Origin of the sequence: Hoeflea sp. BAL378 (assembly GCF_000759435.1) — a bacterium.
Lineage (GTDB): Bacteria > Pseudomonadota > Alphaproteobacteria > Rhizobiales > Rhizobiaceae > Hoeflea.
Genome location: NZ_JRJG01000057.1, coordinates 1 through 24,692 on the forward strand (window position 1 = coordinate 1; position 24,692 = coordinate 24,692).

Consider the following 24,692-nt stretch of genomic DNA (forward strand, 5'->3'; position numbering starts at 1 on the left):
GGAGCGTTCCTGACGGCCCGCCGGGGGATCGAAGCGGCGCCGGTTATTTCTTGTGACATAAACATTTTAGGCTTGAAATATCTTCTCGCAGGCATATGATCTTCCACAACGACAACTCGGACTGGAGGCGCGGAACATGAAGGTAGCTTGTCTTGGGGGAGGCCCCGCCGGTCTTTACTTCGCCATCTCGATGAAACTGCGCGATCCCTCGCACGAGGTCGCGGTGATCGAGCGCAACAAGGCCAACGACACCTTCGGCTGGGGCGTTGTCCTGTCCGACGACGCGCTGAGCCGGATGCAGCACAACGATCCCAAGAGCACCGAGGCGATCCGCAGCCATTTCGCCTATTGGGATGACATCGCCGTCGTCCACAAAGGCTGCCGCACCGTCTCGGGCGGGCACGGCTTCGCCGGCATCGGCCGCAAGCAGATGCTGATCCTGCTGCAGGAGCGGGCGCGCGAACTGGGCGTGGACATGCGCTTCGAGACCGAGTTCAAGACCGCCGAGGAATACCGCAAGGAATTCGACCTGGTCGTCGCCGCCGACGGCATCAATTCGCTGGTGCGCAAAGAATACGAGGACGTGTTCAAGCCCGACATTGACATCCGCAAGTGCAAGTTCGTCTGGCTCGGCACGCACCAGCGCTTCGACGACGCCTTCACCTTCATCTTCGAGAAGACCGAGCACGGCTGGGTCTGGGCCCATGTCTACCAGTTCGACGACAACACGGCGACCTTCATCGTCGAGTGCCTGCCCGAGACCTGGGACCGCTGGGGCTTTGCGGACATGTCGAAGGAGGAAACCGTCGAGACCTGCCGCAAGATCTTCGAGGCGCATCTGGGCGGGCACGAGCTGATGTCCAACGCCGCGCATCTCAGGGGCTCGGCGGTGTGGATGCAGTTCCCGCGGGTGATCTGCGAGAAATGGTATCACAAGAATGTCGTGCTGATGGGCGACTCCGCGGCGACCGGGCATTTCTCCATCGGCTCCGGCTCGCGGCTTGCCTTCGACAGCGCCATTGCGCTGGCCGACTACCTGCATTCCGAGCCCACGCTCGAGCGCGCCTTCGAGCGCTACCAGGAAGAGCGCCGGATCGAGGTCTTGCGGCTCCAGTCGGCGGCGCGCAACAGCCTGGAATGGTTCGAGGAGGTCGAGCGCTATCTCGATCTCGACCCTGTCCAGTTCAACTATTCGCTGCTCACCCGCTCGCAGCGCATCAGCCACGAGAATCTCAGGCTGCGCGATCCGGAATGGCTGGAAGGGGCCGAGCGCTGGTTCCAGACCCAGGCGGGCGTGCCCGAGGGCGCGCCGGTCCGGCGGCCTATGTTCGCGCCCTACAAACTGCGCGACATGGAGCTCAAGAACCGCATCGTCGTCTCGCCGATGGCCCAGTACAAGGCCGTCGACGGCTGCCCGACCGACTGGCACCTGGTGCATTACGGCGAGCGCGCCAAGGGCGGCGCGGGCCTGGTCTACACCGAGATGACCTGCGTGTCGCCGGAGGGCCGGATCACGCCCGGCTGCCCGGGGCTTTATGCGCCCGAGCACGAGGCGGCCTGGAAGCGGATCGCCGATTTCGTCCACGCCGAGGGCAGCGGCGCGAAATTCTGCATGCAGATCGGCCATTCCGGCGCCAAGGGCTCGACCCAGCTCGGCTGGGAAGAGGGCGATGCGCCGCTGAAAGACGGCAACTGGCCGCTTGTCTCGGCCTCGGACGTCGCCTGGTCGAAGAACAACCAGGCGCCCAAGGCGATGGACCGCGCCGATATGGACATGGTGCGCGACCAGTTCGTCGCCGCCACCGAAATGGCCGAGCGCGCCGGCTTCGACATGGTCGAGCTGCACATGGCGCACGGTTACCTGCTCTCCTCCTTCATCACGCCGCTCACCAACCGGCGCACCGACGAGTATGGCGGCAGCCTCGAAAACCGCATGCGCTATCCGCTCGAGATCTACCGCGCCGTGCGCGAGGCCTGGCCCGCCCACAAGCCGCTGTCGGTGCGCATCTCCGCCAATGACTGGGTCGGCGAAGAGGGCGTGACGCCGCAGGAAGCCGTCGAGATCGCGCGCATGCTGAAGGAAGCGGGCGTCGACATCTGCGACGTCTCGGCCGGCCAGACTTCGACGCTGGCTCAGCCGATCTATGGCCGCATGTTCCAGACCCCGTTCGCCGACCGGATCCGCAACGAGGCGCACATGGCCACCATGGCGGTCGGCAACATCTACGAGCCCGATCACGTCAACTCGATCCTGATGGCCGGCCGCGCAGACCTCGTCTGCCTGGCGCGTCCGCATCTGTCCAATCCCTACTGGACCTTGCATGCGGCGGCCACCCTGGGCGATCATGACGAGAAATGGCCCGATCCCTATCTGCCCGGCCGCGACCAGATGTGGCGCCTGGCGGAACGGGCGGACACAACGCTCGGCAAGGTGTGATCATGACCGAAATGATGGGGCATCACGCGATCGTCACCGGCGCCGGTTCGGGCGCCGGCGAGGCGATCGCGCTGTCGCTGGCCGCACGGGGGGCGCGGGTGACGGCGATCGGCCGCCGCGCAGCCCCGCTGGAAGCGCTGGCGGAGGCCAATGACCGGATCGTCGCGATGCCGGCGGATGTGACCAACCGGGAGGAGCTGGATGCGGCCATCGCCCGGGCGATCGAGCGCAACGGCGCGCCCACGATCGTCGTCGCCAATGCCGGATCGGCAGAGAGCGCGCCCTTCCTGCGCACCGACGTGGACCTGTTCCGCTCGACGCTCGATGTGAATTTGACCGGTGTTTTCAACACGTTCCAGGCCGGGTTTTCGAAAATGAATCAAACCCAGCCGGGCCGGCTGATCGCGATTGCCTCGACCGCGGGCCTGAAGGGCTACGGCTATGTCAGCGCCTATTGCGCCGCCAAGCACGGCGTGGTGGGCCTGGTGCGCAGCCTGGCGCAGGAGCTGGCGCGGACGGGCGTGACGGTCAACGCCATCTGCCCGGGCTTCACCGAGACGCCGATGCTGTGGCGGTCGATCGACAACATCGTCGAGAAGACCGGACGGTCGCGGGAGGAGGCGGAAGCCTCGCTCAGGAACGTCAATCCGCAGGGGCGGTTCATCCAGCCGGACGAAATCGCCGAGACCGTGGTATGGCTGTGCAGCGACGCCGCGGCTTCGGTCACGGGCCAGGCGATCTCTTTGTCGGGAGGGGAAACATGAGCGAAGGCGGCAGCGTGCGTCCGGGCAAGGCCGGCGACGGCGCCAGGGAACCGGCCGCGTCGAAGGCGCGGCTGAGACTGTGGCTGAAACTGTTGAAGGCCACCAAGCATGTCGAGGCCGAGTTGCGCGAGAACCTGCGGGTGACGTTCGACACGACGCTGCCGCGCTTTGACGTGATGGCGGCGCTCTACCGCGCCGAATCCGGTCTCAAGATGAGCGAATTGTCGAGCGTGCTGCGGGTGTCGAACGGCAATGTCACCGGCATTGTCGACAGGCTGGTCGATGACGGGATCCTGGTGCGGATCCCGGTCGACAACGACCGCCGCGCCACCACGGTGCGGCTGACCAAGGCCGGCCGCGAACAGTTTGCGCTGATGGCGGCCAGGCACGAGGCCTGGGTCGACAGCCTGCTCGACGGCGTGGACGTGAGCGAGGCCCAGGACATGCTGGACCAGCTCGAACGCATCGCCAGCAAGAGCAACACCAAGGAGGCCTGACCCATGGCGATTGACGCCCCCAAGACATTCCGCCTGACCCTGACGGACGGCGTGGCCGAGATCTCGCTCGACCGGCCCGAGAAGAAGAACCCGCTCACCTTCGAAAGCTACGCCGAACTGCGCGACTGGTTTCGCGGGCTCGTCTACCGCGACGACGTGCACGTGGTGATCTTCGGCTCCAATGGCGGAAATTTCTGTTCGGGCGGGGACGTGTTCGAGATCATCGGACCGCTCCTCGACAAGGACATGAAGGGGCTCCTGCAGTTCACGCGGATGACCGGCGACCTGGTCAAGGCGATCATCGGTTGCGGCAAGCCGGTGATCGCGGCCGTTGACGGCGTCTGCGCCGGCGCCGGCGCGATCATCGCCATGTGCTCCGACCTCAGGCTCGCCACGCCCGAGGCCAAGACCGCGTTCCTGTTCAACCGCGTCGGCCTCGCCGGCTGCGACATGGGCGCCTGCGCCATCCTGCCGCGCATCATCGGCCAGGGACGGGCGGCGGACCTGCTCTACACCGGCCGTTCGATGAGTGCCGAGGAGGGCGAGCGCTGGGGCTTCTACAATCGCGTCGTCGCCGCGTCCGAGATCGAGGACGAGGCTCGCAAGATGGCCCGGCGCATCGCCGAGGGTCCGACCTTCGCCAACATGATGACCAAGACCATGCTGGCGCAGGAATGGAGCATGGGCATCGAGCAGGCGATCGAGGCCGAGGCGCAGGCCCAGGCGATCTGCATGCAGACGGAGGATTTCCGCCGCGCCTACGAGGCCTTTGCCGCGAAACAGAAACCCGTGTTCGAGGGCAACTGATGGCTGACCGCAGCTTTCTCGACTGGCCGTTCTTCGACGACGCGCACCGCGCGCTTGCGGACCGCGTCGACCAGTGGGCGTCGGCCGAACTCGCCGATGTCGACCATTCCAATGTTGACGAGACCTGCAAGGCGCTGGTCAAGGCGCTGGGCGAGGCGGGCTGGTTGCGGCTGACCGCGGTCGACCCCGCCGACCCCGCATCCCGCATCGACGTGCGCAGCCTGTGCATCCTGCGCGAGACGCTGGCGCGCCATGACGGGCTCGCCGATTTCGCCTTCGCCATGCAGGGGCTCGGCACCGGCGCGATCTCGCTGTTCGGCACTGCCGAGCAGAAATCCGAGTGGCTGACAAAGACCCGCGCGGGAAAAGCCCTGTCGGCGTTCGCGCTGTCGGAACCGGCGTCTGGCTCGGATGTCGCCAACATGGCGATGACCGCCACGCGCGACGGCGACGACTACGTGCTCGACGGCGAGAAAACCTGGATCTCCAATGGCGGCATCGCCGATGTCTACTGCGTCTTCGCCCGCACCGGCGAGGCGCCGGGCGCCAAGGGGCTGTCGGTGTTCATCGTGCCCGCCGACACGCCCGGCCTCGAGATCGCCGAGCGGCTCGAGGTGGTGGCGCCGCATCCCCTGGCGCGGCTCAAATTCTCGGGCTGCCGGGTGCCGGCCTCGGCGATGATCGGCAAGCCCGGCGAGGGCTTCCGCATCGCCATGTCGGTGCTCGACGTGTTCCGCTCCACGGTCGCGGCCGCAGCACTCGGCTTCGCCCGCCGGGCGCTCGATGAGAGCCTCGGCCGCGTGCGCGAGCGCCAATTGTTCGGCGCGCCGATGAGCGAATTGCAGATGGTGCAGGGCCACATCGCCGACATGGCGCTCGATGTCGACGCCTCGGCGCTGCTCGTCTACCGGGCGGCTTGGCTCAAGGACCAGGGCGCGCCGCGCGTCAGCCGCGAGGCGGCGATGGCCAAGCTCTACGCCACCGACCACGCGCAAGAGGTGATCGACAAGGCGGTGCAACTGCATGGCGGCGACGGCGTGCGCAAGGGCCACATCGTCGAAAGCCTGTATCGCGAAATCCGGGCGCTCAGGATCTATGAGGGCGCCTCGGACGTTCAGAAGGTCGTCATCGCGCGGCAGACATTGGCGAACTCGACAGGAGGCTGACGTGCTGGGACCATCGGGCCATATCGACACATTCACGCGGGACAACCTGCCGACGGCGGAGCAGTGGCCGGACCTCAGGCTGGACGGGTTCGAGTATCCCGAATGGCTCAATTGCGGCTATGAGCTCACCGATGCGATGGTCGCGCGCGGCTTCGGCGACCACACGGCGCTGATCGGCAACGGCCGCATCCGCACCTACAAGGAACTGACCGACTGGACCAACCGCATCGCCCATGCGCTGGTCGAGGATTACGGCGTCAAGCCCGGCAACCGCATCCTGGTGCGCTCGGCCAACAACCCGGCGATGGTGGCGGTGTGGCTGGCGGCGACCAAGGCGGGCGCTGTGGTGGTCAACACCATGCCGATGCTGCGCGCGTCCGAACTGTCCAAGATCGTCGACAAGGCCGAGATCAAGCTCGCGCTCTGCGACACGCGGCTGATGGACGAGTTGGTGACCTGCGCCAAGACCAACCGCTTCCTCGACACGGTGATCGGCTTTGACGGCACCGCCAACCACGACGCCGAACTCGACCGGCTGGCGCTGTCCAAGCCCGTGCGCTTCGAGACGGTGAAGACCGGACGCGACGACGTGGCGCTGCTGGGCTTCACCTCGGGCACGACCGGCATGCCGAAGGCGACGATGCATTTCCACCGCGACATGCTGATCATCGCCGACGGCTACGCGAAGGAAGTGCTGAACGTGACGCCCGAGGATGTGTTCATCGGCTCGCCGCCGCTGGCGTTTACTTTCGGGCTCGGCGGGCTGGCGGTGTTTCCGCTCCGGTTCGGCGCCGCCGCGGCGCTGCTCGAACAGGCGACGCCCGCCAACATGGTCGAGATCATCCAAGCCCACAGGGCGACCGTCTGCTTCACCGCGCCGACCGCCTACCGCGCCATGCTGGCGGCGATGGAGGAGGGGGCGGACCTGTCCTCGCTGCGGGCCGCCGTCTCCGCCGGCGAGACCCTGCCGGGACCGGTCTACGAGCAGTGGATGGCCAAGACCGGCAAGCCGATGCTCGACGGTATCGGCGCCACCGAGATGCTGCATATCTTCATCTCCAACCGCTTCGGGAACTCGCGCGCCGCCTGCACCGGCCTGCCGGTCAGCGGCTACGAGGCGCGGATCGTGGACGAAAACATGAAGGAATTGCCGCGCGGCCAGGTCGGCCGGCTGGCGGTGCGCGGGCCGACCGGCTGCCGCTATCTCGCCGATCCGGAACAGCAGGCGAAATATGTCCGCGACGGCTGGAACCTGACCGGGGATTCCTTCACCCAGGATGAGGAAGGCTTCTTCCATTTCGCCGCGCGCAGCGACGACATGATCATCTCCGCCGGCTACAACATCGCCGGCCCCGAGGTCGAGGCGGCGCTGCTCGCCCATGAGGACGTGGCCGAATGCGCGGTCATCGGCGTGCCGGACGAGGCGCGCGGGCAGATCGTGCAGGCGCATGTGGTGCTCAAGCCGGGCAAGGCGGGCGACGCGTTGATGACCAAGCTGCTTCAGGACCATGTCAAGCAGGCGATCGCGCCCTACAAATACCCCCGCTCGATCATCTTCACCGATGCCCTGCCCAAGACGCAGACCGGCAAGATCCAGCGGTTCCGGCTGCGTCACGACGGCCATGCCTGACCGGCACCGTCGGGGCCCACTCATTGAAATCGAATGCAAGGACACATGATCATGATCGAAGCAGTCAATCCGCCGGAGTGGGAAAAGCCCAAGGGCTACGCCAACGGCATGCTGGTCGACGGCGAGCGGCTCTACACTGGCGGCCAGATCGGCTGGAACAAGGATCAGGTGTTCGAGCATCACGATTTCATCGGCCAGCTCGAGCAGACTCTCGCCAACATTGCTTCCATCGTCCGCGCCGCGGGCGGCGAGGTCACCGACATCGTCCGGCTGACCTGGTTCATCACCGACAAGAAGGCCTATGTGGCCAACCAGAAGAATATCGGCGCCGCCTACCGCAAGGTCATGGGCCGGCACTTTCCGGCGATGTCGGTGGTCGTGGTCGCGGGCCTGATCGAGGACGCGGCGCTGGTCGAGATCGAGGCGACAGCGGAAATCGGCAAATCGCGGAAGGACGTGTGAGCCATGAGCGCATTCAAGTCACGGCGGGACCTGTTCGTTTTGCCGGAGGGCGTGACCTATCTTGACGGCAATTCGCTCGGGCCGCTGCCCAAAGCCGCAGCCGAGCGCGCGCGGGCGACCATCGCGGAAGAATGGGGGCCGATGCTGATCACCGGCTGGAACAAGGCGCGATGGATGGATCTGCCGGGACGCCTGGGCGACCGGATCGGCCGGCTGATCGGCGCGCCGGAGGGCAGCACGGTGGTGGGCGACACGCTGTCGATCAAGGTCTATCAGGCCGTGGCCTTGGCGGTTGAAATGCGGCCCGGGCGCAAGATCGTGCTGTCGGACAACGGTAATTTCCCCTCCGACCTCTACATGGCCGACGGCCTGCTGAGGAGCCTCGGCCAGGGGCATGAGCTCAGGATCGTCGATCCCGAAGACGTCGCCGGACACATCACCGACGAGGTCGCGGCGGTGATGCTGACCCATGTCGACTACCGCACCGGCCGCGTCCACGACATGAAGGCGATCACCGAGACGGCGCACGAGGCCGGGGCGCTGATGATCTGGGACCTGGCGCACTCCGCCGGGGCGCTGCCGGTGGACCTGACCGCCTGCAATGCCGACATCGCCGTCGGCTGCACCTACAAATACCTCAATGGCGGACCGGGCGCGCCTGGCTTCATCCATGTCCGCCCCGATCTCATCGACCAGGTGCGACCGGCGCTGTCGGGCTGGCTCGGGCACCAGGCCCCCTTCGCCTTCGATCTCGACTACCGTCCGGGTGAGGGCATCAGCCGCATGCGCGTCGGCACGCCGCCGGTGATCCAGATGGCGGTGCTCGACGCCGCGCTGGACGCCTTCGACGGCGTCGACATGGACGAGCTGCGCGCGCGTTCGATCGAGCTTTCCGAGCGGTTCATCGCCGAGGTGGAGGCCGGCTGCAAGGACGTGACGCTCGCCAGCCCGCGCGATCCGCACCGGCGCGGCAGCCAGGTCTCGTTCCGCTTCCACGAAGGCTATGCCGCCATGCAGGCGCTGATCGCCCGCGGCATCATCGGCGATTTCCGCGCCCCCGACATCATGCGCTTCGGCTTCTGCCCGCTCTACAACACCGCCGAGGAGGCGAGCTTCGCGGCGGCGGCACTGATCGAGATCATCGCAACCGGCGAATGGGACCGGCCGGAGTTCAGGGCCCGGAAGGCCGTCACATGACCGCTGGCACCGACTACGATCCGTCCAAGGAAGGCGCCACGATGAATTTCGACGGGCGCATGTCCTATGGCGACTATCTGTGCCTCGACAGCGTGCTCGGCGCGCAGAAGACCCGCACCGACGCCCATGACGAGATGCTGTTCATCATCCAGCACCAGACCTCGGAACTGTGGATGAAACTGGCGATCCACGAGATTTCCGCCGCGCGCGCCGCCATTCGCGAGGATCAGTTGCAGCCGGCGATGAAGACGCTGGCCCGCGTTTCCCGGATCTTCGAACAGCTCAACTCCGCCTGGGATGTGCTGAGGACCATGACGCCCTCGGACTACACCCATTTCCGGGCCAAGCTGGGGCAGTCCTCGGGCTTCCAGTCGTTCCAGTACCGGATGATCGAATTCGCGCTCGGCAACCGCAACCATGCGATGATCCGCCCGCATGCGCATGTGCCGGGGGTGTTGGCGAAACTCGAGGCGGAACTCGCCGAGCCGAGCCTCTATGACGAGGTGCTGCGGCTCGCCGCGCGGCGCGGTATCGCCATGCCCGGGGAAGTGCTCGCGCGCGATGTCCGCGTCACGCACCAGGTCCATGACGGCGTGATCGCCGGCTGGAAGATCGTCTACGAGGCGCCCGAGCAGCACTGGGCGCTCTACGAAGTGGCCGAGAAACTGGTCGATCTCGAGGACTATTTCCGGCGCTGGAGGTTCAACCACGTCACCACTGTCGAGCGGGTGATCGGGCTCAAGCGCGGCACCGGCGGCACCGGCGGCACCAGCTATCTCAAGCGCATGCTCGACGTCGAGCTGTTTCCGGAATTGTGGCGTGTGCGCACCGAATTGTAGCCGGCGGTAACTTCGCATCCGCAATATGTTTTAGCCTTGAAAGATTTGCCGGGTTCGATAGTCTCGTATGGCCGTTGATCCTTAGGGGGATTGCATGCTCCCCCCGGTCCTGTGGCAGGATGGCGACGGCAGAACCGGTTCTTGGAGAGAAGTGTGGACACACGCGCGGAAATCAGATTGCCGACCAGTGAATTGCGCGACGACCTGCCGTTTTACACCAAGACGCTGAAGATGCGTCTCGACATGATCTATCCTGCCGACGACCCGGAAGTGGCGGTGCTCTCCGGGCACGGCCTGCGCATCCGCATCCAGAAGGGGGCGAGCGAGGCGCCGGGCACGCTGCGCATCCTGACCGAGGATCCGGACGGCTTCGCGGGAGGACAGCGCGAGCTGATCGCGCCCAACGGCACGCGCATCGAGATCGATGAGTTGAACCCGCCGCTGGTGATGCCCGAGACCAAGCACGCCTTCGTGGTCCGGCGGCTCGCCGACCAGGCGCCCTGGGTGATCGGCCGCGCCGGCATGGAATACCGCGACCTGGTGCCCTCGCGGCTCGGCGGCGCGATGATCGCCTCGCATATCCGCGTGCCCGACGGGCCGGTGCCCGACATGGTGCATTTCCACAAGGTCGGCTTCCAGCTCATCTTCTGCATCAACGGCTGGGTCGACGTGCTGTATGAAGACCAGGGCGGCCCGAGGCGGCTGCATGCCGGCGACTGCTTCATCCAGCCGCCGCAGATCCGGCACAAGGTGCTGCATGCCGCCGACGGCATCGAGGTCATCGAGATCGGCGTGCCGGCCGAGCATGTCACCGAGATCGACCACGCCATGACGCTGCCGACGCCGGACAACCGCCCCGACCGGGAATGGGACGGCCAGCGCTTCGTGCACAGCATTGGCAAGGACGGCACGTTCAAGCCGTTCCGCGTGCCCGGCTTCGAGGCGCGCGACACGACGATCAATGAAAACACCAGGGGCGTGGCCTCGGTGATGGTGGCGCGGCCGGCGGGCGCCGCCGAGCCGGTGTGGACGCGGCACGACTGCGACATCCTGTTCAATTTCGTGATGTCGGGCAGCATGGTGCTGGAAGGCGAGGGCAAGGAGCCCTACCGTCTTGAAAAAGGGGATGCGTTTGTCATTCCGCCGCGGATGGCGACGCGCTACAGTGAGCCCACGGGTGACCTCCAGTTGCTGGAGGTGACGCTTCCCGGTTCGTTCGGGACCGAGGTCGTAGACAAGATCTGAGCGCTTATTGATGGCAGCCCGCGGGCGCTCACAGGACACAGGGCCAAAACTATGGGAGCAGTAAAATGAAAAAGACAACATATGCATTGGCTGTCGCGGGCTTGCTCGCGTCGAGCGCGGCAACCTTGGCCGCGGACACCAAGATCGGCCTGCTGATGGACATCACCGGCCCGATCGCAAGCTTCATCCCGCCGCTGCAGAACGCCGCCAACCTGGCGGTCAGCCAGGTCAACGAACAGGGCGGCCTGCTCGACGGACAGGCCGTGGCCGTCTACGGCGACACCACCGGCTCGTCGCAGGGCGCCGTCGACGCCGCGGGCAAGCTGATCAACGTCGAGAACGTGCCGATCATCATGGGCGCGCTGATGTCGGGCACCACGATCTCGTCGGCCGAAGCCGCCGCGATCCCGGCCGGCGTCGTGCAGATCTCGCCCACCGCCACATCGCCGGCGATGACCGGCATCAAGGACAACGACCTTCTCTACCGGATCGTGCCGTCGGACAATTTCCAGGGCAAGGTTCTGGCCAAGATGGTGATGGACGAGGGCCTCAAGAAAGTGGCCGTCACCTATGTCAACAATGACTATGGCGTGGGCATCGGCGGCACCTTCATCGAGGCCTACAAGGCGCTCGGCGGCGAGGTCGTGGCGGAAGTCAAGCACGAGGAGAAGAAGAACTCCTACCGCTCTGAACTCGCAACCCTTTCCAAGGCCGGCGGCGACGCGCTCGTGGTCATCGCCTATGCCGGGGATTCCGGCGGCAAGATCGTCAAGCAGTCGATCGAGGGCGGCCTGTTCACCAAGTTCGTCGGCACCGACGGCTTGCGCGACGAGACGCTGATTTCGGACATCGGCGCGGAGGCGCTCGCCACCTCGTTCTTCTCGGCGCCGACATCGCCGGCCGACAACCCGAACCAGGCCAAGCTGCACGAAGCCTACACGGCCGCCTACAACGAGCCCGCCGACAAGCCCTTCGTCGACCAGACCTATGACGCCACCTTCCTGGCGCTGCTCGCCGTCGAACAGGCGGGCTCCGCCGATCGCGCCAAGATGGCCGAGGCGCTCCGCGCCGTCGCATCTGCTCCGGGCGAGAAGGTCGGACCCGGCGAATGGGAGAAGGCCAAGGCGCTGATCAAGGAAGGCAAGGACATCGACTACGATGGCGCCGGCGGTTCCTATGATTTCGACGAGAACGGCGATGTCGCCGGCTTCATCGGCAAGTTCGTCGTCGACGGCACGGTCTACAAGCAGATCGCCATCGTCGAGTAAGACTGTCCGCGTGACGTGACAGCGACCCCTTCCCGGCATCCGGGGAGGGGTTCTTACAAGGCGCGAACCATCGCACCCGCCCGTCTTCCAGACCGGGACAGGGGGCGAAAGGCTTCGCCGGCGGCCGGACCGGCCGCGACAAGGGGCACTTATGATTTCAGTCGACCATGTGAAGGTGAGTTACGGCGGCCCCAATGTGGTCGACGACGTCAGCTTCGACATTCCGTCAGGCCGCATCACCGGGCTGATCGGCCCGAATGGCGCCGGCAAGACCACGATGTTCAACGCCATCGCCGGCCATGTCGGGCTTGCCGGCGGCCGCATCCTGCTCGAGGGCAAGGACATCACCGGGCTCGAGCCGCACCAGCGCGCCGAGCGGGGCCTGGCGCGGACCTTCCAGATCCCGCACGAATTTTCGCAGTTGACCGTGATCGAGAACTTCATGGCCGCCGCCGCCACGCCGATCGGCGAGAACGTGTTCAACGTCATCTTCCGGCGCGCACGCTTCGCCGAAGAAGAGGAGAAGACCTACCGCGCCGCGCGCGACATGGTGAGCTTCCTCGAGATCGACCAGGTCAAGGACGAGAAGGCCGGCAATCTCTCGGGCGGTCAGAAGAAGCTTCTGGAGTTGGGCCGGGCGCTGATGCGCAAGCCGAAGATCATCCTGCTCGACGAGATCGGCGCCGGCATCAACCGGACTCTGCTCGCCAAGATCTCCGACAAGATCCTGCGGCTCAACAAGGAGCAGGGCCTGACCTTCTGCCTGATCGAGCACGATCTCGACTATGTCTCCAAACTCTGTGACGAGGTGATCGTGATGGCCCAGGGCCAGCTTCTGATGGAGGGCACGGTGGATGAGGTGCGCCAGGACGCGCGCGTCATCGAAGCCTATTTCGGCGGCGGAAAATACGAGGCCCGGCCATGAGCGCGCTGCTTTCGGTCAAGGGACTGACCGCCGGCTATGGCGGCGTGCCGATCATCGAGGACATCAACCTCGATGTCGCCGAGCACGAGATCGCTGTCATCATCGGCCCGAACGGGGCGGGCAAGTCGACCCTGCTCAAGACCATCTTCGCGCTCACCGCCCGCTCGGAGGGTGAGGTCAATTTTGCGGGCAAGGACATCACCGGGCTCAAGACGGCGCAACTGGTGCCGCTCGGCATTTCCATGGTGCCGCAGAGCCGCAACGTGTTCCCGACGCTGAACGTGGACGAGAATCTCGACGTCGGCACCTATGCCGCGCCGCCCAGGGACAAGCAGGCGGTGCGCGAAAAGGTGCTGTCGCTGTTTCCCGACCTCAGGGACAAGCTCGGCCAGGCGGCCGGCGAACTCTCGGGCGGTCAGCGGCAGATGGTGGCGATGGGCCGGGCGCTGATGAGCGAGCCGAAGCTTCTGCTGCTGGACGAGCCGACGGCGGGCCTGTCGCCCGCCTATCTCGAGATCATCTTCGACCTGCTGCTCAACATCCGCAAGGGCGGCGTCACCATCCTGATGGTCGAGCAGAACGCCAAGCAGGCGCTTCGCATCGCCGACAATGGCCACGTGCTGGTCAGCGGCAGGAATTTCGTATCAGGAACGGGCGAGGCGCTGCTCAACGACGATGCGGTGCGCCGCTCCTTCCTCGGTGGGGCTCCCGCATGATCGACTTCATCAACCTCTATTTGGTCCCGGGACTGGCGATCGGCAGCGTCTATGCGCTGGGCGCGGTCGGGATCTCGATGATCTTCGGGATTCTCCGCTTCGCGCATTTCGCCCATGGCGACCTGATGACCATCGGCGGCTATGGCGTGCTGACCGCGGTCTGGTTCATCCCGGTCAATCCGCTGCTCTTGCTGCCCTTCGGTATCGCCCTCGCCATCGTCTCGGCGCTCCTGGTGGACCAGTTCTTCTACAAGCCCTTGAGGAAGCTTCCGACCATCTACACGGTGATCGCCTCCTTCGGCGTGGCGCTGATCTTCCGGTCCGTGGCGCAATTGTTCTGGAGTTCGGGCAACCAGGTGTTCACCTCCGGCGTGCGCATGCCGATGGTGCTGTTCGACACGTTCCGGATCTCGGAGCTGCACATGCAGGTGATCATCCTGACGGTGATCATCGCCATCGCGCTGCACTTCTTCCTGACCCGGTCGAAACTGGGCCGGGCGATGCGCGCGGTCTCCGACGAGCCGGAACTCGCCGCCGTCGCCGGCCTCGACACCGAGCGCGTGGTGCGCTGGACCTGGGTGATCGGCGCCTCGCTCGCCGCCACCGCCGGGGTGTTCGCCGGCATGGACACATCGATGCATCCGAACCTCGGCTGGAACCTGCTTCTGGCCATGTTCGCCGCGGCCGTGCTCGGCGGCATCGGCAAGCCGATGGGGGCGATTGCCGGCGGCTTCATCATCGGCATTGCCGAGGAAACCGTGACCTACACCTGGTTTTCCGACGAAGCCTTCATCTCGCCGTCCTACAAATCCGCCGTGGCCTTCTTCATCATGGTCGCGCTTTTGCTGTTCAGGCCGCAGGGCCTGTTCAAGGGGAGGTTGCTCTGATGGAGATGACCGGACTGTTCTTCTATCTCGTCAGCGTGCTGATCGCCGGCGGAATCTATGCGGTGCTGTGCCTGGCGCTGAACGTGCAATGGGGCATGGGCGGCCTGTTCAACGCGGGCATCGCCGGCTTCTTCGCCGTCGGCGCCTATGCCTCGGCGATCGTCACCACCGCGGCCTCGGACAAGCATCTGGGCGGCTTCGGGCTTCCCATTCCGCTGGGACTCGCGGCGGCGATGATCGTGGCGGGCGTCACCGGCTGGGTGGTGGCCAAGATCTGCGTGCGGCTGAAGAGCGACTACCTGGCGATGGCCTCGGTCGGCATCGCCGAGATCCTGCGGCTGGTGATCGTCAACGAATCCTGGCTCACCAATGGCAGCCTCGGCATTTCCGGCGTGCCGCGCCCCTTCGCCGATCTGGTGCAGGGCAGGTCGGCGGATCTCGTCTATCTCGCGGTCGTCTGGTTCTGCGTGCTTCTCGTCTACATTCTCTGCCAGCGGCTCTATGTGAGCCCCTGGGGGCGGACGCTCCGGGCGATCCGCGACAACGAGGATTCGGCCCGCGCGGCAGGCAAGGACGTCGACTGGTTCCGGCTGCAGACCTTCGTCATCGGCTGCGCGCTGATGGGGCTCGCCGGCGGCCTTTCGGCGCATTACTTCAAGTTCCTGTCGCCCTCGGCGACCGAGCCGCTGCTGGTCACGTTCCTGGTCTGGGTGATGCTGATGGCCGGAGGGTCGGGCAACAACCGCGGCGCCATCGTCGGCGCGCTGGCGATCTGGTTCATCTGGTCGGCGACCGAGATCTTCACGAGCCGGCTGCCGCCCGAGTGGATCACGCGGTCGTCCTATATCCGCATGCTGCTGGTCGGGCTGCTGCTGCAGTTCGTGCTGCAGAAGTTCCGCTCGGGCCTGATGCCGGAGAAGTCGCCGAAGATCCGGTCCGACTGACGGCGGCTATTCGGCCGGCAGGAACGAGAGCAGCTTGGCGCGCACCGCCTCGGGCCAGGGAATGGAGGTGTGCTCGTCGAGCTGGCTCGCGGCCAGCACCTGCCTGCTGGTCCAGCGCTTCTCGCCCGCGCACAGCACCGTGTGCTCGACCGTCATCGACGAGCGGCCGACCTTGGTCACGGTCAGCTCGAAGGTGAGCGTGTCGCCGAAGAAGGACGGCTTGGAGAAGTCGCAGGTCAGGTGCACCGTCGGCGTGCCCCAGCGTTCCTTCCAGATGATCTCGTGCCAGGGATAGCCGATCGACGACCAGAACTCCTCGTTCACGCCGTTGAGAAGATTGAGATAGGACGGATAATAGGCGGTGCCGGAAATATCGCAGTCGCCGAAATGGAGCATGCGTTCGGTGGTGAAGCTGACGGGCATTGATCCTCCCCAGGATTGACTTCCTCGGAGGCACATTTCGCACGGGCGGCGCGATCAGGCAACCGCCGGCGCGATTGCGGTCGGCGGGCCCGGCCTCCGGGAGCCGCGACGGCAGAAGGCCGGGCTTTGAACCCGGCCTCCGGCGTCGTCATGGTCCTACCTAGTCCTACATCGCCGCCAGGATCGAGCGCTCGATATCGGCGATCTTGTTGTTGGACAGGGTCTTGGGCAGTTCCAGACGGATCTTTTCGGTGACGCTCACATGCAGGCTCGGCCTTGTCTCGCCCAGCGTCTCGGGATCGAGCACCAAGATCAGGTCGTCGAACTTGTGCTTCTGCGCGAGATCGTAGAGGTGATGGGCGAGGATCTTCGAGAAGGTCGCCTCCATCGATTCCTTGGGCGAGGTGTCGGCCGGCTGCTTGCCCGCTGGCCCCTGGTCGGCGAGGTCGCCGGGCTTGAGGTCATGCTCATGCTCCAGCTTGAGTTCGCCGCTCTTGCCGGAATTGCGGTAGAACGTGGCGCCTTCTCCGGTGCCGACGACGATGAGGGTTTTGTGCGGTACGGGGGGGTGTGACATGAAGTCTCCCGGCTGAAAGATCGGGTGGAAACGGATCGCGGCAACCATGTCAGCCAGTCATGGCGCCGAGGGGGCAGCCGCGGGACGCGGGCTGCCCCGAAGGCGGATCAGGCGGCGCTCGCGGACTGGCGGTGATGCTCGCCCTCGCGCACTTCCTCGATGATCTTGGCGACGAAGGCCTCAAGATCCTTGGGCGAACGGCTGGTGATGATGCCGTTGTCGATGGCGATCTCGGCGTCGATCCACTTCGCGCCCGCATTGACCATGTCGGTGCGGATCGAGTGATAGGAGGTCGCCTCGCGGCCCTTGATGACGCCCGCCTCGATCAGCAGCCACGGCGCGTGGCAGATGGCGGCGACAATCTTGTCGCTGGTGACGAAGTTGCGGACAAGCTGGACGGCATTCTCCTCGACCCTGAGAAGGTCGGGATTGATCTGCCCGCCCGGCAGCACCAGGGCGATGTAGTCGTCGACGCGGACGTCGGAAATCTTGAGATCGGCGTCAACGGATTTGCCCCAGTCCTTCTCGTCCCAGCCCTTGATCGGCTTGCCGTCGAGCGAGGCGACGTGAACGGTGGCGCCGGCCTTCTTCAGGTGCTCGAGCGGATATTCGAGCTCGGACTGTTCGAAACCATGGGTGGCCATGATCAGGATTTTTGCGTTCTTGATATCGGGCATGGATTGGCTCCTTGCTTGTGGGAAGTGATGGCCCAACGCGGGCCGCCGGGGAGAGTTCCCCGGCAAAACGAAATGAAATCCCGGCGGAGGGCGTCAGGCGTTGCGCAGCGCTTCCTTCAGGTCTCCCTTGGACATCCAGGACCGGCCTTCGATGCCGAGTTCCTGGGCGCGCTGGTAGAGATCGTCCTTGGTCCAGTCCTCGTAGGGCGGGGCCTTGCCGCCCTTGGCGGAGGGATGCTGGCTGTCATTGGCCTGGGCGTTGGCGATGCGCGCGGCCTTCTCCTTGGACGCGCCCTCGTCGCGCAGCGCCTCATAGGTGTCATTGTTCCTGACGGACGCGCCGTGATTGCTGCGGGCCATGCCAAGTCCTCCTTCATGGATTGGGTTTGATCGATGCATTCGACTGATCATCCGGGCGACAGATTCGCTCACGCGCCCATCGACAGCAGGGCGATGCCGCCGTCGATCTGGCTGATCAGCGGCTGCATCTCGTTGCCGCGATCGGCGTGCGACCGGGCTTCGAGCTCATCACGCATCGCCTTGAGCGATTCCAGCCGCTCCGCGACCGGGGCCGGCGACATCAGCACGGCATCGATGTCATCCGAGGTGATGGTCTGAGCGATGCCGTCGAGATCGGCGTCGCCGCCGATCTGCACATCGACCGGATCAATATCGGAACTGTGTTTCCTCACGGGCATGTCTCTCTCCATCATGTTCCCTGCTCAACGCATGACCGCGGGAGCTGGTTCCCCGGCCGATGCGGTTTGCCCGGCAGGGCAGACGGGAGGCGTCCTCCGGGCGCTGGCGCGGCGGGATGCGGCAGGTGAGGCGAGGGCGGGAGAGACGGTGAAACGGCGGCCGGGATCGGCCCGCGGTCAGCGCGAGGGCTTGCGGGCGGCTTCCAGCGCCTCGCCCAGCACTTCCGGGTCGCCGATATGGTTGGCGAGGACGAGGATCAGCCGTGCGTTGAAGGCGGCGCTGTCCTCGTCGGACAGCCCTTCATGGGCGCGGATCAGCGTCTCGTAGAAGTCGTCGGGGGCGGGGATGTTGAGCGAGGTGACGAGCTTTGCCATGGTCAGTCCTTTCCGCAGGCCTTGCGCAGCGCGGCGCGCAGGGCGGCGTCATCGTATTTCTCCCAGCGCGCCGCCACATGCTGGTCGGGACGGATGAGGTAGACCGCCGAACGGGCCGCGCCGAGATAGCGCGCGGCGAGCGCGCCGGTCGGATCTTCCTTCACGGTGAGCGCGAGCCGGCGGGCGGCGATCCCGTCTTCCTCGATGCTGTCGGGCGCCTCCGCGTCGATGGTCAGGATCACGAAGCCGTTGCCCAGCCGGTCGAGAAGGAAGCTTTCGCCCAGCGGCGCATCGGGGCAGGCGCTGCCGGTGCGGCTGCGCGCGGGCCCGCCCGGAAGCTGGTCCGGCCCGTTGAGCGAGAGCCCGTCATAGGTGCAGGGCACGGAAAGCCGGCCGGAATTGACGAGGCTGCGGGCGAAGGGGAGGGTTTCGGCCAGATCGAGCACCGCGTTGCGGTAGATGTGGCTGGTCTTCGATTTGGGCGTGATGAAATCGGTCGCCCGGGTGGAATTGAGGATGTTCTCGTCGGCGCCGTGGACGCGCTCCTCGTTGTAGCTGTCGACCAGCGCCTCGGGCGCCTGGCCCGTGATCACCAGGCCGAGCTTCCAGCCGAGGTTGTCGATGTCCTGCATGCCGGAATTGGCGCCGCGGGCGCCGAAGGGCGAGACCTGGTGCGCCGAATCGCCGGCGAAGATCACCCGTCCGTGGGTGAACCGGCGCATCCGCCGGCACTGGAAGGTGTAGATCGACGACCAGACGATCTCATACTCAACATCCGCGCCGAGCATGGCGTCGAGCCGGCGGCGGATGTTCTCGGGCTTCATCTCCTCCTTGCGGTCGACATCCCAGCCGATCTGGAAATCCACCCGCCAGACATCGTCGGGCTGCCGGTGCAGAAGCGTCGAGGCGCCGGACTTGAACCAGGGCTCGAACCAGAACCAGCGTTCGGTGGGGAAGCTCGCCGATGTCATCTTGATGTCGGCGATGAGGAAGCTGTCCTGGAAAACCCGGCCCTCGAAATCGAGGCCGAGCATGGCGCGGATCGGCGAATTGGCGCCGTCGCAGGCCATCAGCCATTGGGCCTCGAGCGTATAGGGGCCATCGGGCGTCGTGACCGTGAGGACAACGTGGTCGCCCATGTCTTCCACCGCATCGATGCGGTTCCTGCCGCGGATCTCGATCGGCGCGCCACGGGCGCGCTCGGCCTCGATCTGCTCGAACAGGAAGCGTTCGAAATAGGGCTGCTGCAGATTGATGAAGGCGGGGAACTTGTGGCCCTGTTCGGGCAGCAGGTTGAATTCGAACACCTGCCGGTCGTCGTGGAAGACCTTGCCGACGTTCCAGACCACGCCCTTGTCGAGCATCGCCTCGCCGCAGCCGTAGCGGTCGGCGATCTCCAATGCGCGCTTCGAAAAGCAGATGGCGCGGCTGCCCATGCCGATGCCCTCATGGTCGTCGAGAACGAGGACGGGAATGCCCTGGCGGCCGAGATCGAGCGCCATGGCCAGCCCGATCGGCCCGCAGCCGCCCACCACCACGGGGTGGCGGACCGGCGCGGGCGCGTCCTGATCGGCGGAGCGCTGATAGGGATAGAGCCTGAAGGCCAGGGTGTAGCGGTCTTGCAGCATCGGTGTCGTCCTCCCCCCGTTTTGTCCGGTCAGCCCTGAAGGGCGTCCCACATGGCCTTGTCGCGCTCGGCGGTCCAGATCCGGGGCGTGTCGATGCCTCGAGCCTCGTCATAGGCGCGGGCGACGTTGAACGGCAGGCAGTGCTCGTAGATCGCGTAGTCGGAAAATTTCGGGTCGCAGGCGGCGCGCACCGCGTCCCAGGCTTCCTTGAGGCTGCCGCCGCGCGCGACGATCCGCGCCACCGGCTTGTAGGTGCTCTCGACGAAATCGGCCGTGGCGGCGAGCGCCTTGGCGACCATCTCCTCGCCCACCAGCGCGTCGCCGCGGCCCGGCGCGATGCTTTTCGGCTCGAACAGCGCGATGTTCGCGAGCGTGTCGGCCCAGTCGGAAAAATGCCCGTCGCCGCAATAGCAGGCGGAATGGTACTCGACGATGTCGCCGGTGAACATCACCTCCTGGTCGGGAACCCAGATCACCGCGTCGCCGGCGGTGTGGGCGCGGCCGAGCTTCATGATATCGACGCGGCGCTTGCCGAGATAGACCGTCATCTGGTCCGAGAAGGTCGTGGTCGGGCGGGTCAGGCCGGGGATTTCCTCATGGCCCTGGAACAGCCGCGGGAAGCGGCCGAACTCGCTGTCCCAGTCCTCCTGGCCGCGCTCCTCGACCATGGAAGCGGCCGTGTCCGACATGATGATCTCGCGCGCGCCATAGGCCGAGGCGCCGAGCACGCGCACGGCATGGTAATGGGTCAGCACCACATGGCTGATCGGCTTGTCGGTGACCGAGCGGACGCAGTCGATCACCTTGCGGGCGAGCCGGGGCGTGGCCTGGGCCTCGACGATCATGACGCTGTCGTCGCCGATGATGACGCCGGTGTTGGGGTCGCCCTCGGCGGTGAAGGCGTAGAGGCCCTCGCCGATCTCGGTGAAGCTGATCTTCTTGTCCGCCATGTCGCCTTGCGACGCGAATGCCTTGGCCATCTTGGTCTTCCTCTATGTTCTTTCGCCCGTTCGGGCCTTTGCGCCGCCGGCGGGACATCGCCCGCCGCGGCCGTCAAGTCTGCAGGGTGGTCATGGCCCCCGCGCGGCGCCGCGCGGGGTTTTGCGAATGCCGCCCGTGCCCCGGCCCGACCCTATCAGACCGATCGCCGCCGGGCATCCGGGGAGAGGGACTATTTGTTCCAGTTGCCTTCGATGGTTCCGTCGAAGTGTTTTTCCAGGCTGTCCCAGCACTCGATGTAATTGTCCTGCAGCGGCGCTTCCGTGGCGGCAAAGGCCGTCAGATGCTGCGGGAAACGGGTCTCGAACATGAAGGACATGGTGTTGTCGAGCTTGGCGGGCTTCAAATCGGCATGGGTGGCCTTCTCGAAGGCCTCGTTGTCGGGCCCGTGCGGCAGCATCATGTTGTGCAGGCTGATGCCGCCCGGCGCGAAGCCCTGCGGCTTGGCGTCGTACTCGCCATAGATGTTGCCCATCAGCTCCGACATGATGTTCTTGTGGTACCAGGGCGGGCGGAAGGTGTCCTCCATCGTCATCCAGCGCTCGCGGAACAGCACGAAATCGATGTTCGCCGTGCCCGGCACGCCGGACGGCGCGGTCAGCACCGTGAAGATCGACGGGTCGGGGTGGTCGAACAGGATCGCGCCGATCGGGCAGTAATTGCGCATGTCGTATTTCACCGGCGCGTAATTGCCGTGCCAGGCGACGACGTCGAGCGGCGAATGGCCAATCCGGGTGACATGGAACTGGCCGCACCATTTGATGGTCAGCATCGAGGGCGTCTCGCGGTCCTCGTAGGCCGCCACCGGCGTCTTGAAATCGCGGCGGTTGGCCATGCAGTTGGCGCCGATCGGCCCGCGTCCCGGCAACTCGAACTTCTGGCCGTAATTCTCGCAGACGAAGCCGCGCGCCGCACCGTCGACGAGTTCGACCCGGTAGACCAGGCCGCGCGGGATGATGGCGATCTCGCTGGGCTCGAGATCGATCACGCCCAATTCGGTGCAGAAGCGCAGCCGCCCTTCCTGCGGCACAATCAGCAATTCGCTGTCGGCGGAATAGAAATATTCGTCGACCATCGATTTGGTGACGAGATAGATGTGGCTCGCCATGCCGACCTGGGTGTTGACGTCGCCGGCCGTGGTCATGGTGCGCATGCCGGTGAGCCAGGTCAGCGGTTCACCGGAATGGGGGACCGGGTCCCAGCGGTACTGGCCGAGCGAGATCACGTCCGGATCGACATTCGGCGCGGTCTTCCAGTAGGGCAGGTCGATCTTCTCGTAGCGGCCGGAATGCTTGACCGAGGGGCGGATGCGGTAGCACCAGGTCCGCTCGTTCTGGTGGCTGGGGGCGGTGAACGCGGTGCCCGAAAGCTGTTCGCCATAGAGGCCATAGGCGCATTTCTGCGGCGAGTTGCGGCCCTGCGGCAGGGCGCCGGGCAGGGCCTCGGTCTCGAAATCATTGCCGAAGCCCGGCATGTAGCCCGGCATCGTGCCCGTGGTGTCCACGGCGCGGATCACTCCTTGCGGCAGGGCAGGGCTGGTCATGGCACATCTCCTCTATCCGGTCGACCGGCATGGTGCGGTCGGCGCGCAGAATTTGTTGCATTCGCAACGATGTCAAGCCATTTGTTGCAAATGCGACTAATCTTAGCGCTGTTTGATCGCTGCGGAAGGGCGCAATTCCATGGTCGAGCGTCTGCATGATCCGTGGGAAGCAGCAGGTGCCCTGTTGGCGCGCCGGTCCATCGGCACGAAACCCGGGGCGCCGCCTCAACCCCGCGCGCGCCTATCGATCGATAGTCAGTTGGGGGTCTGATCTCAAGAGTACTTGAATGTTATCTCTGAAATTTCTCATTCAATGACCAAACAGACAGAAATATTGAATTTCCTCATATCTATCAAATATAATATTCGAGAAATTCCGTATACATTCGTAAATATATCCGAAGCGTGTTTGACCTCGCATATTTATCTTCTGATCCTATTATTGCGACGTATTTAGTAATTTGTATCCGTCCCGCCAATTTTCTAGCCTCCCTTTCTGATGGGGGAAAGGCATCTGCTTTCCAGCCCGTCGGGTGCGCCAGGCGCATGGAGTTTTCTGACCACGAAAAACGAGGGCGAAGACATGAGACAAGGAACACGACTGGGAGCGTTCATCTGTGTGAGCGCATTTATGTCGGTGGCGACGCTGGGCAGCTTTGCGGCAGCCTGGGAGCTTCCGTCGGACAAGGGAACCATCAGCGCAGCGGAGGTCGAGGAGATCCTTTCCGGGACGGACTATCCCGAATCCTCCGGCTTCACCAAGAAGCTCGACTATGTGGATTTCGATGCCAACGGCAAATCCTTCACCCAGGTGGTGGTCCGGCTCGAGCCCGAGACGCCCTTGCTGCACAATGGCAAGAAGGTCGTTCTCGTCGCCAGCGAGGAAGGCAGTTCCAGCATCAACGGCTTCATCACCACCGATGAAGGCAAGGACGGCATCGGTGTCTGACTTGCCAAGCGGGGCGTGACCTTCATTGGCCTGAACCGGATCGGGCGCTGGAATTTCTTCGCGCCGGACCGCAGCGGCAATTGGGAAACGATCCCGCTGGACGAACGCATGCCGATCTTCACGCAGCATCAGGAAGACTACTGGTCCACGGACGACTGGCAATCCGAGGCCGCCGGCAAGACTTCGAGTTCGACCGGCAGCAAGCTCATCCGCTATGCGAAGCCGGGAACCGAACTCTACGACTACACCGTTGCGGCGACTCCGGTCGCCGTCGTCGACGGCTTCGAGGCCGGTCTGCGCCATGTGCTGAGCGATGACGAACGCAAGGACTCGGTCCTGCTCTATTGGGGCTTCTCCACCGGCGGCGCCTTCATGTGGCCATTGGCCGAGCGCGTGCAGCCCGACGGGTTTCTCAACTGGGGATCCTCGCCGACAGGGATCGGCTATTTCTATGGCGCGGTTTCTGGCGACCGCTGGGACTGGCTCTACGGCCAGTCGGCGCTCCGGGTGAGGGGACGCGGCATCGAGGATTTCGAGTTCTACAACAAGAACGCCGATCCGGCCAACAAGGAGGCGCGGTGGCAGCGCAATCTGCAGGAGCCGCGGTTCAAGGGCGTGGAGGACAGCCTGATGTTCTTCAACGTGGCGGCGCTCGCCGAGCATGCCATGCGCCTCTATCAGTCGGATTTCCTGCCTGAAGAGAAGCGCAAGCAGGGCTATGTCTCGATTTTCCAGGAGATCGTCGACGTCGCGATGCCGGGCGAGGCGCTCAAGGACGTTCCGATCTGGGACATGAACGGCTCCCTCGACGAGGTCTATCCGCCCGAATGGATGGTGGCGGCCCGCGATATCCAGGCTCCTTACACGGGCAAGCACATGATCACCCGGATTGAAGGGTTGAACCACAGCATTGTCGACAGGCAGGTGCGGGTGATCGGGCCGGTCTGGCTCAAGGCCATCGAAAGCGGCTATTTCGACTGAACCCAGCGACAGTGAAGCCGGTTCGTTGAGGACTGGCGCTTTGCGGGGCAATTCCGGG

Annotated in this window: 26 protein-coding genes; 17 read left to right on the forward strand and 9 right to left on the reverse strand. The window is 65.1% G+C overall.

The features are described 5' to 3' along the window. Positions 1-136 precede the first annotated feature (136 nt). The 15 genes from LL06_RS13670 (at position 137) to LL06_RS13740 (ending at position 15,784) form a co-directional block, all read left to right on the forward strand. Positions 137-2,437: a bifunctional salicylyl-CoA 5-hydroxylase/oxidoreductase gene (locus tag LL06_RS13670; RefSeq protein ID WP_035527743.1), complete on the forward strand. Its 2,301-nt coding sequence runs from the start codon at positions 137-139 to the stop codon at positions 2,435-2,437. Between the two features lie 2 nt (positions 2,438-2,439). Beyond that, the gene (locus tag LL06_RS13675) at positions 2,440-3,201 is read left to right on the forward strand and encodes an SDR family oxidoreductase (protein ID WP_152599609.1); all 762 of its coding nucleotides are present in this window, start codon (positions 2,440-2,442) and stop codon (positions 3,199-3,201) included. Next, positions 3,198-3,698 (forward strand): MarR family transcriptional regulator, encoded by a 501-nt coding sequence (locus LL06_RS13680; protein ID WP_035527746.1) that lies wholly within the window; start codon positions 3,198-3,200, stop codon positions 3,696-3,698. The genes LL06_RS13675 and LL06_RS13680 overlap by 4 nt, the downstream gene beginning before the upstream one ends. Positions 3,699-3,701: 3 nt before the next feature. Continuing rightward, complete coding sequence (locus LL06_RS13685) at positions 3,702-4,505, forward strand: enoyl-CoA hydratase family protein (protein WP_035527749.1); 804 nt, start codon at positions 3,702-3,704, stop codon at positions 4,503-4,505. Further along, on the forward strand, positions 4,505-5,671 hold the full coding sequence (locus tag LL06_RS13690) for an acyl-CoA dehydrogenase family protein (RefSeq protein ID WP_035527751.1): 1,167 nt from the start codon (positions 4,505-4,507) through the stop codon (positions 5,669-5,671). The genes LL06_RS13685 and LL06_RS13690 overlap by 1 nt, the downstream gene beginning before the upstream one ends. Position 5,672: 1 nt before the next feature. After that, positions 5,673-7,301, forward strand: coding sequence for an AMP-binding protein (locus LL06_RS13695; RefSeq protein ID WP_035527753.1), 1,629 nt, complete (start codon positions 5,673-5,675; stop codon positions 7,299-7,301). A gap of 51 nt (positions 7,302-7,352) precedes the next feature. Next, entirely contained in the window at positions 7,353-7,763 is a 411-nt protein-coding gene (locus tag LL06_RS13700; RefSeq protein WP_035527800.1) for a RidA family protein, read from the forward strand. A 3-nt stretch (positions 7,764-7,766) separates the two neighbouring features. After that, entirely contained in the window at positions 7,767-8,960 is a 1,194-nt protein-coding gene (gene kynU, locus LL06_RS13705) for a kynureninase (RefSeq protein WP_035527755.1), read from the forward strand. Further along, the gene (gene kynA / locus LL06_RS13710) at positions 8,957-9,799 is read left to right on the forward strand and encodes a tryptophan 2,3-dioxygenase (RefSeq protein ID WP_035527758.1); all 843 of its coding nucleotides are present in this window, start codon (positions 8,957-8,959) and stop codon (positions 9,797-9,799) included. Before kynU ends, kynA begins: the two co-directional genes overlap by 4 nt. 177 nt (positions 9,800-9,976) lie before the next feature. Continuing rightward, positions 9,977-11,044: a hypothetical protein gene (locus LL06_RS13715; RefSeq protein ID WP_201772338.1), complete on the forward strand. Its 1,068-nt coding sequence runs from the start codon at positions 9,977-9,979 to the stop codon at positions 11,042-11,044. A 65-nt stretch (positions 11,045-11,109) separates the two neighbouring features. Beyond that, positions 11,110-12,312, forward strand: coding sequence for an ABC transporter substrate-binding protein (locus LL06_RS13720; RefSeq protein WP_035527762.1), 1,203 nt, complete (start codon positions 11,110-11,112; stop codon positions 12,310-12,312). A 151-nt stretch (positions 12,313-12,463) separates the two neighbouring features. Next, the gene (locus LL06_RS13725) at positions 12,464-13,237 is read left to right on the forward strand and encodes an ABC transporter ATP-binding protein (RefSeq protein WP_035527764.1); all 774 of its coding nucleotides are present in this window, start codon (positions 12,464-12,466) and stop codon (positions 13,235-13,237) included. Then, the gene (locus LL06_RS13730) at positions 13,234-13,953 is read left to right on the forward strand and encodes an ABC transporter ATP-binding protein (protein ID WP_035527766.1); all 720 of its coding nucleotides are present in this window, start codon (positions 13,234-13,236) and stop codon (positions 13,951-13,953) included. The genes LL06_RS13725 and LL06_RS13730 overlap by 4 nt, the downstream gene beginning before the upstream one ends. Further along, positions 13,950-14,840 (forward strand): branched-chain amino acid ABC transporter permease, encoded by an 891-nt coding sequence (locus tag LL06_RS13735; protein ID WP_035527768.1) that lies wholly within the window; start codon positions 13,950-13,952, stop codon positions 14,838-14,840. Before LL06_RS13730 ends, LL06_RS13735 begins: the two co-directional genes overlap by 4 nt. Further along, complete coding sequence (locus LL06_RS13740) at positions 14,840-15,784, forward strand: branched-chain amino acid ABC transporter permease (RefSeq protein ID WP_035527771.1); 945 nt, start codon at positions 14,840-14,842, stop codon at positions 15,782-15,784. Before LL06_RS13735 ends, LL06_RS13740 begins: the two co-directional genes overlap by 1 nt. Positions 15,785-15,790: 6 nt before the next feature. Here the strand turns inward: LL06_RS13740 and LL06_RS13745 are convergent, their stop codons facing one another. The 9 genes from LL06_RS13745 to hmgA all read right to left on the reverse strand — a co-directional run bounded on the left by LL06_RS13745 (position 15,791) and on the right by hmgA (position 22,647). Further along, a complete protein-coding gene (locus LL06_RS13745; protein WP_035527774.1) occupies positions 15,791-16,207 on the reverse strand; it encodes a thioesterase family protein in 417 nt (138 codons plus the stop codon). Positions 16,208-16,373: 166 nt separating this feature from the next. Next, on the reverse strand, positions 16,374-16,784 hold the full coding sequence (locus LL06_RS13750; RefSeq protein ID WP_035527803.1) for a host attachment family protein: 411 nt from the start codon (positions 16,782-16,784) through the stop codon (positions 16,374-16,376). 107 nt (positions 16,785-16,891) lie between these two features. Next, positions 16,892-17,461 carry a type 1 glutamine amidotransferase domain-containing protein gene (locus tag LL06_RS13755; RefSeq protein ID WP_035527777.1) on the reverse strand — a complete coding sequence of 190 codons (570 nt, stop codon included), beginning with the start codon at positions 17,459-17,461 and terminating at the stop codon, positions 16,892-16,894. Between the two features lie 93 nt (positions 17,462-17,554). After that, positions 17,555-17,821: a Rho termination factor gene (locus tag LL06_RS13760; protein ID WP_035527779.1), complete on the reverse strand. Its 267-nt coding sequence runs from the start codon at positions 17,819-17,821 to the stop codon at positions 17,555-17,557. Positions 17,822-17,889: 68 nt separating this feature from the next. Then, positions 17,890-18,159 carry a hypothetical protein gene (locus LL06_RS13765; protein ID WP_052161559.1) on the reverse strand — a complete coding sequence of 90 codons (270 nt, stop codon included), beginning with the start codon at positions 18,157-18,159 and terminating at the stop codon, positions 17,890-17,892. Positions 18,160-18,336: 177 nt separating this feature from the next. Then, complete coding sequence (locus LL06_RS13770; protein WP_035527782.1) at positions 18,337-18,534, reverse strand: DUF2783 domain-containing protein; 198 nt, start codon at positions 18,532-18,534, stop codon at positions 18,337-18,339. 2 nt (positions 18,535-18,536) lie between these two features. After that, positions 18,537-20,162, reverse strand: coding sequence for an FAD-dependent oxidoreductase (locus LL06_RS13775; protein WP_035527784.1), 1,626 nt, complete (start codon positions 20,160-20,162; stop codon positions 18,537-18,539). Between the two features lie 29 nt (positions 20,163-20,191). Continuing rightward, the gene (locus LL06_RS13780) at positions 20,192-21,142 is read right to left on the reverse strand and encodes an MBL fold metallo-hydrolase (RefSeq protein ID WP_035527787.1); all 951 of its coding nucleotides are present in this window, start codon (positions 21,140-21,142) and stop codon (positions 20,192-20,194) included. Between the two features lie 191 nt (positions 21,143-21,333). Beyond that, positions 21,334-22,647: a homogentisate 1,2-dioxygenase gene (gene hmgA, locus LL06_RS13785; protein ID WP_345775681.1), complete on the reverse strand. Its 1,314-nt coding sequence runs from the start codon at positions 22,645-22,647 to the stop codon at positions 21,334-21,336. 676 nt (positions 22,648-23,323) lie between these two features. Here hmgA and LL06_RS13790 point away from each other — a divergent pair. After that, a complete protein-coding gene (locus tag LL06_RS13790; protein ID WP_152599610.1) occupies positions 23,324-23,653 on the forward strand; it encodes a hypothetical protein in 330 nt (109 codons plus the stop codon). A 15-nt stretch (positions 23,654-23,668) separates the two neighbouring features. Further along, on the forward strand, positions 23,669-24,634 hold the full coding sequence (locus LL06_RS13795; protein ID WP_035527796.1) for a hypothetical protein: 966 nt from the start codon (positions 23,669-23,671) through the stop codon (positions 24,632-24,634). Positions 24,635-24,692 lie beyond the last annotated feature (58 nt).

Excerpts from the sequence above, each read along its gene's own strand:
- LL06_RS13670 (WP_035527743.1), top strand. The coding sequence starts at position 137 with ATGAAGGTAGCTTGTCTTGGGGGAGGCCCCGCCGGTCTTTACTTCGCC.
- LL06_RS13675 (WP_152599609.1), top strand. The coding sequence starts at position 2,440 with ATGACCGAAATGATGGGGCATCACGCGATCGTCACCGGCGCCGGTTCG.
- LL06_RS13680 (WP_035527746.1), top strand. The coding sequence starts at position 3,198 with ATGAGCGAAGGCGGCAGCGTGCGTCCGGGCAAGGCCGGCGACGGCGCC.
- LL06_RS13685 (WP_035527749.1), top strand. The coding sequence starts at position 3,702 with ATGGCGATTGACGCCCCCAAGACATTCCGCCTGACCCTGACGGACGGC.
- LL06_RS13690 (WP_035527751.1), top strand. The coding sequence starts at position 4,505 with ATGGCTGACCGCAGCTTTCTCGACTGGCCGTTCTTCGACGACGCGCAC.
- LL06_RS13700 (WP_035527800.1), top strand. The coding sequence starts at position 7,353 with ATGATCGAAGCAGTCAATCCGCCGGAGTGGGAAAAGCCCAAGGGCTAC.
- kynU (WP_035527755.1), top strand. The coding sequence starts at position 7,767 with ATGAGCGCATTCAAGTCACGGCGGGACCTGTTCGTTTTGCCGGAGGGC.
- kynA (WP_035527758.1), top strand. The coding sequence starts at position 8,957 with ATGACCGCTGGCACCGACTACGATCCGTCCAAGGAAGGCGCCACGATG.
- LL06_RS13720 (WP_035527762.1), top strand. The coding sequence starts at position 11,110 with ATGAAAAAGACAACATATGCATTGGCTGTCGCGGGCTTGCTCGCGTCG.
- LL06_RS13725 (WP_035527764.1), top strand. The coding sequence starts at position 12,464 with ATGATTTCAGTCGACCATGTGAAGGTGAGTTACGGCGGCCCCAATGTG.
- LL06_RS13730 (WP_035527766.1), top strand. The coding sequence starts at position 13,234 with ATGAGCGCGCTGCTTTCGGTCAAGGGACTGACCGCCGGCTATGGCGGC.
- LL06_RS13735 (WP_035527768.1), top strand. The coding sequence starts at position 13,950 with ATGATCGACTTCATCAACCTCTATTTGGTCCCGGGACTGGCGATCGGC.
- LL06_RS13740 (WP_035527771.1), top strand. The coding sequence starts at position 14,840 with ATGGAGATGACCGGACTGTTCTTCTATCTCGTCAGCGTGCTGATCGCC.
- LL06_RS13745 (WP_035527774.1), bottom strand. The coding sequence starts at position 16,207 with ATGCCCGTCAGCTTCACCACCGAACGCATGCTCCATTTCGGCGACTGC.
- LL06_RS13750 (WP_035527803.1), bottom strand. The coding sequence starts at position 16,784 with ATGTCACACCCCCCCGTACCGCACAAAACCCTCATCGTCGTCGGCACC.
- LL06_RS13755 (WP_035527777.1), bottom strand. The coding sequence starts at position 17,461 with ATGCCCGATATCAAGAACGCAAAAATCCTGATCATGGCCACCCATGGT.
- LL06_RS13760 (WP_035527779.1), bottom strand. The coding sequence starts at position 17,821 with ATGGCCCGCAGCAATCACGGCGCGTCCGTCAGGAACAATGACACCTAT.
- LL06_RS13765 (WP_052161559.1), bottom strand. The coding sequence starts at position 18,159 with ATGCCCGTGAGGAAACACAGTTCCGATATTGATCCGGTCGATGTGCAG.
- LL06_RS13770 (WP_035527782.1), bottom strand. The coding sequence starts at position 18,534 with ATGGCAAAGCTCGTCACCTCGCTCAACATCCCCGCCCCCGACGACTTC.
- LL06_RS13775 (WP_035527784.1), bottom strand. The coding sequence starts at position 20,162 with ATGCTGCAAGACCGCTACACCCTGGCCTTCAGGCTCTATCCCTATCAG.
- LL06_RS13780 (WP_035527787.1), bottom strand. The coding sequence starts at position 21,142 with ATGGCCAAGGCATTCGCGTCGCAAGGCGACATGGCGGACAAGAAGATC.
- hmgA (WP_345775681.1), bottom strand. The coding sequence starts at position 22,647 with ATGCCGGGCTACATGCCGGGCTTCGGCAATGATTTCGAGACCGAGGCC.